The organism is Nocardioides sp., assembly GCF_014360585.1.
Classification (GTDB): domain Bacteria; phylum Actinomycetota; class Actinomycetes; order Propionibacteriales; family Nocardioidaceae; genus Nocardioides.
This window is the reverse complement of sequence record NZ_JACIXG010000012.1, coordinates 20866-36731: the sequence shown is the minus strand read 5'-3', so window position 1 is coordinate 36731 and position 15866 is coordinate 20866. Positions and strand designations below refer to the sequence as shown.

Below are 15866 nucleotides of genomic sequence, written 5' to 3'. Positions count from 1 at the left end.
GTTAGAGGGTGTCCTCGCCCGATCGGTCCCACGGACCGATGGGGTTGCCGATCCAGAGCGTCTTGTCCGGAAGGCTCTCCCCGCGCATCACCAGCGACACCGGGCCGACGACCGCATGCCGGCCGATCGCGGCCGCGGGCAGGATCACCGAGTTCGGCCCCAGCGTGGCGCCGGTCTCGAGGACGACCGTGTCGAGGGCCAGCACACGGTCGTGGAAGAGATGGGTTTGCACGACCGTCCCGGCGTTGACCGTGGCGCCGTCGCCGAGCTCGACCAGGTCGGTCTCGGGTAGCCAGTGGGTCTCGATCCACACGCCCCGGCCGATCTTCGCCCCCAGCGCGCGGAACCACAGGTTGAGCACCGGGGTGCCCGACACCGCGCCGGTGAACCACGGCGCCGCGAGCACCTCGACGAAGGTGTCGGCCAGCTCGTTGGCCCACACGAACCAGCTCCACAGCGGGTGCGACCCGGCCCGGATCCGGCCGACGAGCAGCCACTTGGCGAGCACCGTGAGGCCGGCCGCGACCGCTCCGGCAAGCGCCAGGACCGGCCCGGCGACCAGGACCGCGACCAGGAGGTCGGTGGCCGCCCAGATCCGCACGAGCACATAGCCGACGCCGGCGTAGAGCAGCGCTGCGAGCGTCTGCGGCACCAGCCGGGCCAGCTCGACGAGCGCCCGGGCGATCCGGAGGCGGGTGGGTGGGTCATAGGTACGCCCCGAGTCGGCGTCACCGGCCGCTCTCCGCAGCGGCGCCGGCGGCGAGCCGAGCCAGCTCTCCCCCTTCTGGGCCCGCTTGCGGCGAGGAGCCGCGCTGAGAACGGCGACCAGGGACGCCTTCGGCACCTTGCGGCCCGGGGCAGCCATGCCCGAGTTGCCCACGAAGGCGCGCTTGCCGATCTTCACCCGCTCGACCCGGAGCCAGCCGCCGCCGAGCTCGTAGCCGCCGATCAGCGTGTCGTCGGCCAGGAAACTCTGGTCGTTGACCTGCGTCAGCCGGGGGATCATCAGCACCGTCGACGCCTCGACGCGCTTGCCGATCCTCGCGCCGAGCGCCCGCAGCCACAGCGGCGTCAGCGTCGAGGAGTAGAGCGGGAAGAGCCAGGTGCGCGCCTCGTCGAGCACCTGCATCGTCGACCAGACCGCGACACCGGCCAGGCTGCGTACCGGATGTACGCCGGGGGTGATCGCCAGCCCGGCCAGCCGCACCACCGCCCAGATCAGCGCGGCCAGGGCGCAGAAGCCGGCCGCCACCGCGACCGGGCTCCAGGCGAGCAGCAGCCCGATGTCGGTGTAGGACTCAGGCACGCCGGCCAGCGCGACCGCGACGAGCCCGCCGACGCCGATGGCGACCGCGGGCAGCAGCGCGAGCACGGCGGCGGCGATGCCGTAGAGAAGCATCCACACCCGGGCTCGCGCCTGGGGCGGCTGCCACGGGCCGCGTGCCTCCCGCGCGGCTCGGACGGCCGGGGATCCGGACCAGAACTCGCCCGCCGGCACCTCGCCGAAGACGGCCGACCCGGGCCCGACCTCGGCGTCGTCACCGACCCGGGCCCCCGGCAGCAGCGTGGACCGCGCGCCGATCCGGGCCCGTTCGCCGATCTCGACCGCGCCGAGATGGAGCACGTCACCCTCGATCCAGTGTCCGGAGAGGTCGACCTCCTGCTCGATCGAGCAGCCCTTGCCGAGGGTGAGCATGCCGGTGACGGGCGGGAGGCTGTGCAGGTCGACGTTCTTGCCCATCCGCACGCCGAGCAGCCTGGCGTACCAGAGCATCCAGGACGCCCCGGCGAGACCGTGCGCGCCGAGCTCGTCGACGGCGTGCGTCGCCAGCCAGAGCCGCAGATGGACCGTGCCGCCGCGCGGATACTCCCCCGGCCCGATCCCCCGCAGCACGAGCCTGGCGACCCCGGCCGCGACCAGCATCCGGCCGGGCGGGGTCAGGAAGAGCAGGATCGCCGGCACGAGGACCCACCAGCCGATCGAGGGCAGCCAGGGCGCCCACGGCTGGGCGAGCGTCGTCCCGAGCGCGATCCAGGTCAACCAGCGCGGTGCGGCGAGGCAGCGCAGCAGGATCGTCGCGACCACCTGCGCGAACTGGGTCCGGCGCCGGACCGCAGGCACCTCACGTTCGGAGACCGCAGCCGAGCTGCCCAGCTCGTCGATGTAGGCCGCCAGCGCGCCGAGCTTCGGCCGGTCGTAGATGTCACCGAGCGCGACATCGGGGAACCGTTCCCGGATCAGGCTCACCATCTGGGCTGCGGTCAGGCTGCCGCCGCCGAGGTCGAAGAAGTCCGCCGCCGGTCCGGCGACCTCAGCGCCGAGGATGTCGTTCCACAGTCCGGCCAGCCAGTTCTCGGTGTCACTGAGCTCCTCCCCCGCTCCCTCGGCCGAGACGAGCGGCCACGGCAGTGCGTCGCGGTCGACCTTCCCGCTCGTACGCGTCGGGAGGCTGTCGACCACGGCCAGCCGCGGCACCAGGGCTGCCGGCATGTCGGCCCGCAGCCGGGCGACGGAGGCGGCGTGGTCGAAGGCGTCCTCCACCGTGACGTAGCCGACCAGCAGGCTGTTGCCGGCAGCGCTCTTGCGGACGGCCGCCGCGGCGCCGACGACCCCGTCGAGCTGCAGCAGGGCACTGTCGATCTCACCGAGCTCGATGCGCCGGCCACCCAGCTTGATCTGGTCGTCGGCACGCCCGCCGAAGAGAAGCCCAGCGGGGTCGTTGACGACCAGGTCTCCGGAGCGGTAGGCCCGATCCCAGCCGAGGGTCGGCATCGGGGCGTACTTCTCGGCGTCCTTGGCCGCGTCCAGGTAGCGGGCCAGACCGACCCCGCCGATGATCAGCTCACCGGTCTCACCCGCGGGGACCGGGATGCCGGTCGCCGGGTCGACGACGGCCAGGTCCCAGCCGTCGAGCGGGAGGCCGATCCGTACGGGCCCCTCGGCGCTCAGCCGGGCACCGCAGGCCACCACCGTCGCCTCGGTCGGCCCGTAGGTGTTCCACACCTCCCGCTCGGGCGTGACCAGACGGGCGGCGAGCTCGGGCGGGATCGCCTCGCCGCCCGTGATCAGCAGCCGGACCTTGTCGAGCGACGACGGCGGCCACAGCGCCACCAGCGTCGGCACGGTCGAGACGACCGTGATCTGGTTGGCGACCAGCCACGGGCCGACGTCGACCCCGGAGCGCACCAGCGCACGGGGTGCCGGAACCAGGCAGGCGCCGTAGCGCCAGGCCAGCCAGATCTCCTCACAGCTCGCGTCGAAGGCGACCGAGAGACCGGCCATCACCCGGTCGCCGACCCCGATCGGGGCGTCTTGGAGGAAGAGGCGCGACTCGGCGTCGACGAACGCGGCGGCGCTGCGGTGGGTGACCGCGACGCCCTTGGGCGTGCCGGTCGACCCGGAGGTGAAGATCACCCAGGCGTCGTCGTCTGTCGAGGGCTCCTCCGGCTCACGGGTCTCGACAGGCTCGACCACCGGAGTCAGGGTGACCCGCAGGTCGTTGGTCACGACCGCGGCGACCTGCGCCTCGCCGAATACCAGCCTGGCCCGCTCCTCGGGGTCGTCGGCGTCGACCGGTACGTAGGCGGCGCCCGCACAGAGGATGCCGAGGATCGCGACGTACAGATCGGTGGTGCCACTTGCGATCCGCAGCCCGACCTTGTCCCCCGGCCCGATCCCGGCGGCGTTGAGCTCCGCGGCCAACCCGTCGGCGGCCTCCTCGAGCTCGGCGTACGTCAGCAGGCCGTTGCCCGCGTCGACGGCCGGCTCGTCGGGCACCTGGGCCGCAGTGGCGCGGAAGATGTCGACGAGGGTCCGGGGCTCAGGCGCGAGATCTGCTCGCAGCAAAGGGTCGATCACGCGGCCACCTCCGCAGCGCAAGCGCCAGGATACGGACGCGGTCGCGTGAAGCTTGGATGGTTCTCTCGCTGACGCTCGCTCACACGCGGAGCCTTCCGGGGCCAATTGAACGGACGACGTACATCTTCCTTCTTTCTGCCTGTCGATTTGTTCTCGTCCCACCCGTCACCCCCCGGGCCGGCCCGAGGCCTGGGGCCTCAGAAGGTTTTGCACCGCAACCGCTAGACGAGAACACGTTCTAGTTGCCACACTCGTTCATGTGACCCCGATCACTCTCCCCGACGTCCTCGAGGCGATGGCCGACGCCATCCCCGACCGCACCGCCGTGTTCACCTTGGAGCACGCCTACAGCTTCGCCGAGCTCGACGAGCGCGCCAGCCGGCTCGCGAACCACCTCATCGGCCAGGGCATCGAGCCGGGCGACCACGTCGCCGTGCACTCCCGCAACCGGATCGAGTGGGTCGACGCCTTCTACGGCTGCATGAAGGCCCGAGCGGTGCCGATCAACATCAACCACAAGTACCTCCACGACGAGCTCGACCACCTCTACCGCAACTCCGACGCGGTCGCGGCGATCATCGGACCGGAGCACGTCGAGGCCGTCGCAGCGCTCGACCTGGGGATCCCGACCCTGGTGATGGGCGAGGAGTACGACGCCGCGGTCGCCGCCGCCTCCAAGGAGCGTCCCGACATCGAGCGCAGCCCAGATGACCGCTACGTCATCTACACCGGCGGCACCACCGGGATGCCGAAGGGCGTCGTGTGGCGCCAGGAGGACATCATCCGCGCCGCGATGAACGCGAGCCGCTTCGGAGCACCCTTCGACACCGTCGAGCAGCTCGCCGAGGAGGCCGCCGCACAGGAGTCCCCGATGGTGCTCCTGGCCTGCGGTCCGATGATGCACGGCGGCAGCCAGTGGATCATGGGCAACGGCCATGTCGCCGGCTGCACGGTCTCGCTCTACACCGAGCCCGCCTGGTCGGCCGAGACGATCCTCGACCTCGTCCAGGCCGCCGGGGTCAACTCGCTCACCTTCCTCGGTGACGCGATGGGGCGCCCGGTCGCCGAGGCGATCCTGCGCGAGCCGGAGCGCTGGGACCTGAGCAGCCTGTTCGCGGTCTCCAACGGCGCCGCCCCGCTCTCCGCCGGCGTTCGCAGCCAGCTCCGGGAGGCGCTGCCGGGCCGCTACATCCTCGACTCCTACGGCGCCTCGGAGTCCGGGGCGACCGGCATGCAGGTCGACGAGGGCAACGAGGGCACGCAGGCCGCGCCGAGGTTCCAGGTCGGGATCGACGTACAGGTCTTCGACACCGAGCTGAGGCCGTGCGCACCGGGTGAGACCGGGATGCTCGCGCGCACCGGCTCGATCCCGCTCGGCTACTACAACGACCCGGTCAAGACCGCAGCGACCTTCAAGGAGGTCGACGGGCAGCGCTGGTCGATCCCGGGCGACTTCGCACGGCGGGAGGAGGACGGCTCGATCACCGTCCTGGGGCGCGGCTCGGGCTGCATCAACACCGGTGGCGAGAAGGTCTTCCCCGAGGAGGTCGAGTCCGTCCTGCTGCGTCACCCCGACGCCTTCGACACCGCGGTCGTCGGCACCCCGAACGAGCGCTGGGGCCAGCAGGTCACCGCCCTCGTACAGCTCCGAGAAGGGGCCGCGACCTCGACAGACGCGCTCCGAGAGCACTGTCGCAGCCTGATCTCCGCCTACAAGGTGCCCAAGGACATCCTGCTCGTGGAGCGAGTCCCTCGCACGCCGGTGAGCAAGGTGGACTATCGTGCCAGCGCTACGGTCGCCGCCGAGCTGCTCGAGGCGCGTACGTGACGACCGGGTGATCCGACGTACGGCTCGCTGCCGTACGGCGCTACCCCTGGCCCTACCAATTGGAAGGCGCAGAAGCCCTGTGTCCGCCGTGATCCCCCTCACACTGCCCGATATCCTGGAAGCGATGGCCGATGCCATCCCCGACCGCCCGGCAGTCATCACCACCGAGCGCGCCTACACGTACGCCGAGATCGACGAGCGTGCCACGCGCCTGGCCAACCACCTGCTGAGCGTCGGGCTCGAGCCGGGCGCCCAGGTCGCCATCCACGCGACCAACCGCATCGAGTGGGTCGACGCCCTCTACGGGTGTCTCAAGGCCCGCACGATCCCGGTCAACATCAACCACGCCTACCGGCGCGACGAGCTCGCCCGGACGTACGCCGCCACCGACTGTGTCGCGGCCATCGTCTCGCCCGAGTTCACCGGCGACCTCGACGAGCTCGACCTGAAGCTGGACCACCGGGTCGTCCTCGGCCCCGACTACGACGCCAAGGTCGCCGCGGCGTCCAAGGAACGGCCGACGGTCGGGCGCACCCCCGGCGACTGGCACATCATCTTCACCACCGGCACCACAGGCACCCCGAAGGGCGCGGTCTGGCGCCAGGAGGACCTGATCTGGGCCGCGCTGAACACGGTCCGCCACAACGCGCCGATCCCCTCGGTCGCGGGCCTCGCCGCCGAAGCGGCCGCCCGTGCCTCGAGCGTCGTCCTGCTCGCCGGCGGGCCGCTGCTGCACGGACAAAGCCAGCTGCTGCTCCTGCGGGCGCTGGTCGCCGGCGGCACCGCGGTGCTCGACACCTCTCCGACGTTCTCGGCGGAGGCCTTCCTCGACCTCGCCGAGAAGACCGGCGCGACCGCGATCACACTCCTCGGTGACGCCCAGGCGCGGCCGGTCGCCGCGGCGCGGCTGACCGGCAAGAAGCGCTGGCCGCTGCGCTCGCTCGCGGGCGTCTCCAGCACCGCGGCGCCGCTCTCCGACGGGGTGCTCTCGGTCCTGCGCAACGCGTTCGCCCGCCGGGTCATCGTCGACTCCTACGGCACCCTGGAGACCGGCGTCACCGGGTCCCGTGCCGACGACGGCTCGGCCGTCGCGCCCGGCGAGCCGCGGTTCATGGTCGGCCCGGAGGTGCAGGTCTTCAACCCCGACCTCACCCCGGCAGCCCCCGGGGTCGAGGGGCTGCTGGCGCGCTCCGGTCCGGCGGCGCTCGGCTACTACAACGACAACGCCCGCTCGGCCACCGCGATCAAGCTGATCGACAACCGCCGCTGGACCTTCCCCGGCGACCTCGCCCGCCGCGAGGAGGACGGCTCGATCACCTTGCTCGGCCGAGCCGCCACCCTCGTACGGACCGGCGATCTCCAGATCCACCCCGAGACCATCGAGGGCGTCCTCCTCGCGCACGACGACGTCGTCGACGCGGCCGTCTTCGGCATGCCCCACCCCCGCTGGGGCCAGCAGGTCGCGGCCCTGGTGCAGATGGCCCCGTCGGTCGAGACCACCGCCGCCGACCTGCGCAAGCACGCCCGCGACGTCCTCGGGGAGTCGTACGAGCCCAAGCTCGTCCTGCTGGTCGAGTCGGTGCCGCGTACGCCTGCGGGGACCGTGGACTACCGAGCCGCCACAGGCCTCACCGCCGACCTGCTCAGCACCGGCGGCAAGCGCCCCGACGAGGCCGGAACCGACGCCGGCGAGTAGACGCCTAGCTGAACCGGTCGAGTCGGCGCGTCATGACGAGCCGACTCGGCCCGCGTCTGCGTCAGGATGCGCCGACTCGGCGGGCTCGGGAAGATGGTGGCCGAAGGGCACCCGCTCCACATGCCCGAGGGCGGCCAGAATCGAGGGCAGCATCGCCTTGGCGGTGCGCTTGTATCCCATCGCGCTGGGGTGGAAGTGGTCGATGGCGAACATCTCGTCGGGGTTGGTGATGAAGAACGGGCCGACGACGTCGGAGAGCGAGACGACGTAGGCGCCCCGGGCGAGCGCGGTCTCCCGCTGTCCCTCGGCCAACTGCCGGGCGATCCTGCGCCCGAGCGAGCGCAGCGGCTGCGGAAGCGGCCGGACCGCGCCGACATCAGGGCAGGTCCCGACAACGACCTCGGCGCCGCGCTCCCGCAAGGCGTCGATGACCTCGCCCAGCACCCGGGCGGAGTCCTTCTGCGGCACCCGGTGGGTGACGTCGTTGCCGCCCACGATGACCACGGCGACGTCCGGCCGATAGTCGTCGGGCAGCGACTCGACCTGCGCGGGGACCATCGAGGTCTCGGCCCCGACGACCGCAGCGGTGCGCAGCCGCACCGGTCTCAGCAGGGCCTTGGCGATGCCCTTGGCCAGCCGTGCACCGAGGGTGCCACCCTTGGTCTCCGCACCCAGCCCGGCGGCGATCGAGTCGCCGAGGACGAGCAGCTCCACCGGCGTACCACCGTAGGTCTTCTTGTAGACCTTGTCGGCGTCGATGGCCTCCTCGCCGAGGGGTTTTCCGATCACGTCGCGCGCATGCGCGGCCTGTCTCTTCAGCAACGTCACGAACCCGGCACCGGCCGCCGCCCCGACCACACCGACCGCACCGGCGACCCCGGCAGTGGCGGCGACCATACCGAGCCACCTGGCCTCTTCACTCGTCTTCGCGGTGTTCACATTCCTTTGTGTACCTGACGTATGTGAACGTCCGGTTCCTTCGTCAAGGTATGCAGAGAAAAGCACGCTTCCCGCGCGGAGTTCCGCGTGGGGAGCGTGCCTTCACCTGCATACCTTGACGAAGGAACAGCCCTACGCCTGCGAGAGCCCGGCCGCCTCGAAGGCGTCGTAGTTGGGGGCGATGGTGGCGCGAGGGCCGACGATGCCGCTGATCGCGTCGAGCGTCTTGAGGCCGTGGCCGGTGTTGATGATCACCGTCTCCAGGCTCGGGTCGAGGAGACCGTTGTCGACGAGCTTCTTGGTGACCGCGAGCGTGGTGCCGCCGGCGGTCTCGGTGAAGATGCCCTCGGTGCGGGCCAGGAGCACGATCGCCGAGCGGATCTCGTCGTCGGTGACCTCCTCGACGGCGCCGCCGGAGGAGCGGGTGGCGTCGAGGACGTAGATGCCGTCGGCGGGGTTGCCGATGGCCAGCGACTTGGCGATGGTGTCGGGCTTGACCGGACGGATGGCGTCGACGCCGGCCTTGAAGGCGGTCGCGACCGGGTTGCAGCCGGTCGCCTGGGCGCCGAAGATCCGGTAGGGCTTCTCCTCGACCAGACCGAGCTTGATCAGCTCCTTGAAGGCCTTGTCGACCTTGGTCAGCTGCGAGCCGGAGGCCACCGGGATCACGATCTGGTCAGGCAGGCGCCAGCCGAGCTGCTCGGCGATCTCGAAGCCGAGCGTCTTGGAGCCCTCGGCGTAGAAGGGACGTACGTTGACGTTCACGAACGCCCAGCCGTCCTCCTCCGAGGCGATCTCCTGAGCGAGCTTGTTGACGTCGTCGTAGTTGCCGTCGACGGCGATCAGGTTGTCGGTGAAGACCGCGGAGTTGACCTGCTTGGGCTGCTCGAGGTTGCTCGGGATGAAGACGACGGTGGGGATCCCGGCCCGGGCCCCGGCGGCCGCGACCGCGTTGGCCAGGTTGCCGGTGCTGGGGCAGGCGAAGACCTTGGCATCGAACTCACGGGCGGCGCTCAGCGCGCAAGCCACGACGCGGTCCTTGAAGGAGTTGGTCGGGTTGGTCGAGTCGTCCTTCACCCAGATCTTCTCGATGCCGAGCTCCCGGGCGAGGTTCTTCGCATCCAGGAGCCGGGTGAAGCCGGGCTCGGTGTTGGGGCTCTGCTCGATGTCGTCGGGCACCGGCAGCAGCGCCTTGTAGCGCCAGATGTTGCGGGGGCCGGCCTCGATCTCCTCGCGGGTCACGGCCGGGAAGTCATAGGCCACCTCCAGTGGCCCGAAACACTCCGGACACGCGTACTGCGGTCCGAGATCGATCTGGTGGCCGCACTCGCGGCAGGACAGTGCCGAGGCGTTGCCGAACGCACCCTCGCGCAGACCCTTCTTCTCCGTGGTCGTGCCGTTGGGCTCCGATGTCACAGCGCTCATGAGAAACCTCCTCCTCATCTTCCCCGATCACGTCTCTCGCGCCGGGCCGGAATTAGCACCGTTTCCACGACCCGCCCACAGGTGGGAGGAGGCTCGTGGCGGTTGCCGGGACTTCTCAGGGCCGTTCCCTCAGTCCCTCTCGATGAGCAATACCGATCGTACGGCAGGCAGCCCGCCGCCAGCACACGCGGGTCCCACTCCGCGGACCGCGCGTCCACCATCCGGACCGGGCGGGCTCCCCTGCCTGCTGTAACACGCTGTTACACGGTCTATCCGGTCGTTGTAACGACCGGATAGACCTACGAACGACGTGTTACACCTCAGGCGGCGTGCGCGGCCCCGACCGCAGCCCCGACCTCAGCGCTGTCCCCGGCGGGCTCGGCGAGCGCACCACGTACGACATCGCGTACGTCGCTGACCAGGTTGATCTTCAGCGCCTGCTTCACCTCGTCGGGGACGTCGTCGAGGTCCGGCTCGTTGCGCTGCGGCACGAACACCTCGGTCAGGCCGGCTCGCTGGGCGGCGAGCAGCTTCTGCTTGAGTCCGCCGATGGGCAGCACCCGACCGGAGAGGGAGACCTCGCCGGTCATGCCTACCTCGCTGCGCACCGGGCGACCGGTCGCCAGCGAGGTGAGCGCGGTGACCATCGTGATCCCGGCCGACGGCCCGTCCTTGGGGACCGCCCCCGCGGGTACGTGGACGTGGAGCGAGCGGTCCAGCACGGCCGGGTCGACGCCGAGCTCGGCAGCGTGCGAGCGTACGAAGGAGAGCGCGATCTGCGCGGACTCCTTCATCACCTCGCCGAGCTGGCCGGTGATGTTGAGCCCGGTCCCCGAAGATCCAGCAGAGCCGTCGGCCGACGACGCCTCGATGAAGAGCACGTCCCCGCCGAGCCCCGTGACGGCCAGTCCGGTGGCGACACCCGGCACAGACGTACGCTCCGCCGACTCCGGAGTGAACCGCGGTCGCCCGACCAGGTCCTTGAGGTCGTCCAGGTCGATCTCGACGTGCTCCGCCCCGGTGGCCAGCCTCGTCGCCGCCTTGCGCAGCGCCTTGGCGATGAGCCGCTCGAGCTGGCGGACGCCCGCCTCGCGGGTGTAGTTCGCCGCCAGCTCACGCAGCGCCTCGTCGGTGACGGTGGCCTCCTCGGCGGTGACCGCGGCACGCTCGAGCTGCCGGGGCAGCAGGAAGTCGCGGGCGATGGCGACCTTGTCGTCCTCGGTGTAGCCGTCGATCGTGACCAGCTCCATCCGGTCCAGCAGCGCCGACGGGATCTGCTCGACGACATTGGCCGTGGCGACGAACAGGACGTCGGAGAGGTCGAGATCGAGCTCGAGGTAGTGGTCGCGGAAGGTGTGGTTCTGCGCCGGGTCGAGCACCTCCAGCAGCGCGGCGGCCGGGTCGCCCCGGTAGTCGGAGCCGACCTTGTCGACCTCGTCGAGGAGCACGACGGGGTTCATCGAGCCGGCCTCCTTGATGGCCCGCGCGATCCGGCCCGGGAGCGCGCCGACGTAGGTGCGCCGGTGACCACGGATCTCGGCCTCGTCACGGACCCCGCCCAGCGCGACGCGGACGAACTTCCGCCCCAGCGACCGCGCCACCGACTCACCGAGGGAGGTCTTGCCGACTCCTGGCGGGCCGGCGAGCAGCACCACGGCACCGGAGCCCCGGCCGCCGATGACCTGCAGGCCGCGCTCGGCGCGCCGGGCCCTCACCGCCAGATACTCGACGATCCGGTCCTTGACCTCGTCGAGGCCGTGGTGGTCGGCGTCGAGCACCTCGCGGGCGGCGGCCACGTCGGTGGAGTCCTCCGTGGTCACCCCCCAGGGCAGCTCCAGCACGGTGTCCAGCCAGGTGCGGATCCAGGCGGTCTCGGGGTTCTGCTCGGAACCACGCTCGAGCTTGTCGACCTCGCGCAGTGCGGCCTCGCGTACGGCCTCGGGAAGATCGGCGGACTCGACGCGGGCCCGGTAGTCGTCCGACCCCTCGGGCTCGCCCTCGCCGAGCTCCTTGCGGATCGCGGCGAGCTGCTGGCGCAACAGGAACTCCCGCTGCGTCTTCTCCATGCCCTCGCGTACGTCCTCGGCGATCTTGTCGGTGACCTCGGACTCGGCGTTGTACTCCTTGGCCCACTCGATCACCTTCTCGAGGCGCTCGGTGACGTCCGGCGTCTCCAGCAGCTCGCGCTTGGCCTCGTCGTCGAGGTAGGGCGCGTAGCCGGCGGTGTCGGCGATCTCGGCCGGGTCGGTCAGGCGGTTGATCTGGTCGATGACCGGCCAGGCCTCGCGACGCTGGAGCACCGCGACGACCAGCCGCTTGTACTCCTCGGCCAGCTCCTTCGCGTGCTCCGTGGTGGTCTCGACCGCGGGCTCGACCTCGACCCACAGGGCCGCACCGGGCCCGGTCACTCCGGCGCCGATCTTCGCGCGGCCGTCGGCCCTCAGCACCGCTGCGGGCTCACCGCCCCGGAAACGGCCGACGCGCTCGATCGTGGCGACGGCACCGTACGTCGCGTACCGGTCCCCCAGCCGCGGCGCGACCAGCAGCCGGCTCTCCGAGCCGGCCCTGGCAGCGTCGACGGCAGCCTGCGCGGCCTCGTCGAGCTCGATCGGCACGACCATGCCCGGCAGGACCACGGCGTCGGAGACGAACAGCACGGGAAGCTTGTCCATGACGGACCCTCCTACAGAAGTTGAGTGATACCCGCTCAACTTCCGGGAGCAACCGGATGTTCCCTCCGGTTAGCCTGTTCGCTGTCAGCGGACGGCGCCGGCTGCGTCGGCGCTCAGCCCCCGCAACAGCCCCAGCACACCATCCGGCCCGGCCACCTCGAGGTCGGCCAGCTCAGCGAGCGGGCCCCGGTCAGAACCCGCGTGGGAGTACACGAGAAGCGTGGGCGATCCGGTGGTCTTGCCCCAGGCCCTGACGGCCTCGAACGCCTCGATGTCACCGAGATCGTCGCCGCCGAAGAGGATCGCGCCGGGCGCGACCTCCGAGACCAGCGTGTCGATCGCGCGCCCCTTGTGCATGCCGGGGGCGCGCACCTCGATGACCTGCTTGCCGGGCTCGATCATCAGCCCGTGCTCGGCGGCCAGCTCGGTCAGCGGCGGGAGCAGGCGCTCGGCGAGTCCGTCGGGGTCGGGGAACCGGCGAGTGTGCACCCCGACGGCAAGACCTTTCTCCTCGATGTAGGCGTCCTGCGCCCCATGGGCGGAGAGCACCTCCGGAAGCGCCGCCTCGAAGGCAGCCAGCCCCTCGGGCGGGGGCGGGCCGACGACGCCCCGCTCCGAGCCGCTCCAGCGCTCGTTGCCGTACTGCCCGAAGACATAGATCTCCTTGCCCATCTCCGCGAGCGCGTCGGCTATCGCGCCCAGTCCGCCGAGCTCGACGACCTGTCCGGCGGGGCGGCCCGTCACGATGGCCAGCGCCTTCACCCGGGAGGCGAGATCGATCAGGACCGACGCGGCGTCCTCATGGATCCGCGCGGTAGAGGGGTCTTCGACGATCGGCGAGAGCGTGCCGTCGAAGTCGAGCCCGACGAGGGTCTCGGCGGCAGCGGACACGACCGCGGCGTACTTCTGCTCACCTTCGGTGCCCGCGGACTGGAGTTCGGCCATGCATCAACTGTGACACGACAACGACCCCTGGACCGACCGGGCGCGGGTGGCCGTGCGACAGATCACACGCCGTCGAGAACGACCGGGAACCCTCAGAGAGCGCTGGTCAGCACGACCGTCAGCCGGTCGCCCTTCATCGAGCCCTCCACGGACAGATGGGTGCGTTTGATGCCGAGATCGTCGGCCAACTGCTGGCCCTCGCGCTTCATCCCAGGCGGGAAGTACACGGTGTTCTCCGGGATGGAGCCCATCCAGTTGTCCTCGCCGACGACGTTCCAGCCGACCGTCGTCGCCTTCGCAGCGACCTCACCGGCCAGGCCGGCGACGTTGCTGTTGTTGTAGACCTCGACGCTGATCTTGGCGCGGTCGACGGGCGAAGGCTCGGCCTTGGCCGGCTTCTTCGTCTCGGTCTTGGCCGCCTGCGGCGAAGCCGATGCCGAGGTGGAGGGGCTGCCACCGGCCTGGGCGATCTCCTTGCCCTCGTCGTCGCCCCCGGTCACCCAGAAGATGACCACGGCAACGACGACGGCCACCACGCTCAGCGCGATGACAGGTGCAGGGAGCGCGACGCCGCGCTCCCCTTTCGAAGGACGTACCCTCATTCAGACCTCGAAACCGAGCCGTCTCGCCGAGCGCTGACGCTGCCGCGCCGCGCGGAGCCGCCGCAACCGGCGTACCAGCAGCGGGTCGGCCTCGAGGGCCTCCGGCTTGTCGATCAGGGCGTTGAGCACCTGGTAGTAGCGAGTGGCCGACATGTTGAACGCCTCACGCACGGCAGCTTCCTTGGCACCTGCGTACTTCCACCACTGGCGCTCGAAGTCAAGGATCTGCTTGTCGCGCTCGCTGAGGCTCGCGGGGTCCTCACCTGGGCCTGTGACCTGCACGTTTACAGCGCTCATTCCTCGTCCCCCCGTGTTGCCTGCATCTGACGACAGCGTAACCCGCCGAACTACACGGCTGTGGTTCACCCTGCGGCGTGTTACTCGACAGGTATTCCGAACGGGGCCGGAAGTCGTGAGTGGAACGACAGCGCGCCGAACCTGGGTCCGGTCTACTAGAGTCGGCGACGTGCAGGCTGACCTGGTAATCGTGGCCAATCGGCTCCCCGTCGATCGAGTGGAGATGCCGGACGGCACGAAGGCGTGGCGGCGCTCCCCTGGGGGCCTGGTCAGCGCCCTCGAACCCGTCCTGCGCGCCAACGAGGGCGTCTGGATCGGATGGCCGGGAGGCACCGACGAGGACCTCGAGCCCTTCGAGGACGACGGTCTCAACCTGCTGCCGATGACGATGACCGCCCGGGACATCGAGGAGCACTACGAAGGCTTCTCCAACGGCACCCTGTGGCCGCTCTATCACGACGTCGTCGCCAAGCCCGAGTTCCACCGCGAGTGGTGGGACGGCTACCAGCGCGTCAACAAGAGGTTCGCCGAGAAGTGCGCCGAGGTCGCTGCCAAGGGCGCGACCGTGTGGGTGCAGGACTACCAGCTCCAGCTGGTCCCGCAGATGCTGCGCGAGCTCCGCCCCGACCTGCGCATCGGCTTCTACCTCCACATCCCGTTCCCACCTGCCGAGCTCTTCCAGCAGGTGCCGTGGCGCCGGCAGCTGCTCGAGGGCCTGCTGGGCGCCGACCTGGTCGGCTTCCAGCTTCCCCAGGCGGCGCAGAACTTCGTCCGGCTGGTGCGCCAGCGGGTCGGCCACAAGACCCATCGCGACCTCGTCTACCTGCCCGACGGGCGCACGGTGCACGCCGCCGCCTTCCCGATCTCGATCGACTTCATCGGCTTCGACGAGATGGCCCACGACGAGTCCGTCAACCAGCGCGCCAAGGAGATCCGCCAACAGCTCGGCGACCCGAAGAAGATCCTGCTCGGCGTCGACCGGCTCGACTACACCAAGGGCATCTACGCCCGTCTGCGCGCGTACGGCGAGATGCTGCGAGACACCGAGCTCGACGTCGAGGACGCGATCTTCGTCCAGGTCGCGGTGCCCTCGCGCGAGCGTGTCGAGCAGTACCGCAAGCTGCGCGACGACATCGACCGTCTCGTCGGCCACCTCAACGGCGACCTCGGCCGCATCGGCCGCCCGGCGATCTCCTACCTCCACACCTCGCTGCCACGACACGAGATGGCCGCGCTCTACCGCGCCGCCGACATCATGGTCGTCACCCCCTATCGCGACGGCATGAACCTGGTCGCGAAGGAGTACGTCGCCTGCCGCTACGACAACGACGGCGCCCTCGTCCTCTCCGAGTTCGCCGGCGCGGCCGAGGAGCTGCGCCAGGCCTGGCTGGTGAACCCCTACGACATCAACGGGATGAAGGCCGCGCTGCTGGAGGCGTACTCGGCCGACCCGAAGGAGCTCACCCGCCGGATGAGGGCGATGCGCAAGCAGGTCGCCTCCAAGGACGTCCGCCACTGGGCCGACACGTTCCTCGAGGTGCTCGCCGCGGTGCAGAGCAGCCACACCAAGAACGTCCTTCCGCCCAACGGCAACTAGCACCCG

The 15866-nt window shown here is 70.5% G+C and carries 10 protein-coding genes and 1 riboswitch; of the genes, 3 read left to right on the top strand and 7 right to left on the bottom strand.

Features of this window, described 5'->3' with window-relative positions; all coding sequences use genetic code 11:
• Position 1 precedes the first annotated feature (1 nt).
• Positions 2–3859, bottom strand: a complete 3858-nt coding sequence (locus H5T77_RS06340; RefSeq protein WP_292646518.1) for a Pls/PosA family non-ribosomal peptide synthetase — start codon at positions 3857–3859, stop codon at positions 2–4.
• Positions 3860–4118: 259 nt separating this feature from the next.
• Here H5T77_RS06340 and H5T77_RS06335 point away from each other — a divergent pair, with 259 nt between their 5' ends.
• Entirely contained in the window at positions 4119–5687 is a 1569-nt protein-coding gene (locus H5T77_RS06335; protein ID WP_292646516.1) for an AMP-binding protein, read from the top strand.
• A gap of 124 nt (positions 5688–5811) precedes the next feature.
• Positions 5812–7383 carry an AMP-binding protein gene (locus H5T77_RS06330; protein WP_292646514.1) on the top strand — a complete coding sequence of 524 codons (1572 nt, stop codon included), beginning with the start codon at positions 5812–5814 and terminating at the stop codon, positions 7381–7383.
• Positions 7384–7413: 30 nt separating this feature from the next.
• On the opposite strand, the gene H5T77_RS06325 is transcribed toward H5T77_RS06330, so the two are convergent.
• The 6 genes from H5T77_RS06325 to H5T77_RS06300 all read right to left on the bottom strand — a co-directional run bounded on the left by H5T77_RS06325 (position 7414) and on the right by H5T77_RS06300 (position 14263).
• Positions 7414–8322 carry an SGNH/GDSL hydrolase family protein gene (locus tag H5T77_RS06325; protein ID WP_292646513.1) on the bottom strand — a complete coding sequence of 303 codons (909 nt, stop codon included), beginning with the start codon at positions 8320–8322 and terminating at the stop codon, positions 7414–7416.
• Positions 8323–8454: 132 nt separating this feature from the next.
• Complete coding sequence (gene thrC / locus H5T77_RS06320) at positions 8455–9747, bottom strand: threonine synthase (RefSeq protein ID WP_292646512.1); 1293 nt, start codon at positions 9745–9747, stop codon at positions 8455–8457.
• Between the two features lie 11 nt (positions 9748–9758).
• Positions 9759–9896, bottom strand: a riboswitch (SAM riboswitch).
• 171 nt (positions 9897–10067) lie between these two features.
• Positions 10068–12419 carry an endopeptidase La gene (gene lon / locus H5T77_RS06315; RefSeq protein ID WP_292646511.1) on the bottom strand — a complete coding sequence of 784 codons (2352 nt, stop codon included), beginning with the start codon at positions 12417–12419 and terminating at the stop codon, positions 10068–10070.
• An 84-nt stretch (positions 12420–12503) separates the two neighbouring features.
• Positions 12504–13364, bottom strand: coding sequence for a trehalose-phosphatase (gene otsB / locus H5T77_RS06310; protein WP_292646510.1), 861 nt, complete (start codon positions 13362–13364; stop codon positions 12504–12506).
• A 92-nt stretch (positions 13365–13456) separates the two neighbouring features.
• Positions 13457–13966 carry a LytR C-terminal domain-containing protein gene (locus H5T77_RS06305; protein ID WP_292646508.1) on the bottom strand — a complete coding sequence of 170 codons (510 nt, stop codon included), beginning with the start codon at positions 13964–13966 and terminating at the stop codon, positions 13457–13459.
• The gene (locus H5T77_RS06300; RefSeq protein WP_091046051.1) at positions 13967–14263 is read right to left on the bottom strand and encodes a DUF3263 domain-containing protein; all 297 of its coding nucleotides are present in this window, start codon (positions 14261–14263) and stop codon (positions 13967–13969) included.
• 169 nt (positions 14264–14432) lie between these two features.
• Here H5T77_RS06300 and H5T77_RS06295 point away from each other — a divergent pair, with 169 nt between their 5' ends.
• Positions 14433–15860 (top strand): alpha,alpha-trehalose-phosphate synthase (UDP-forming), encoded by a 1428-nt coding sequence (locus H5T77_RS06295; protein ID WP_292646507.1) that lies wholly within the window; start codon positions 14433–14435, stop codon positions 15858–15860.
• Positions 15861–15866: the final 6 nt, after the last annotated feature.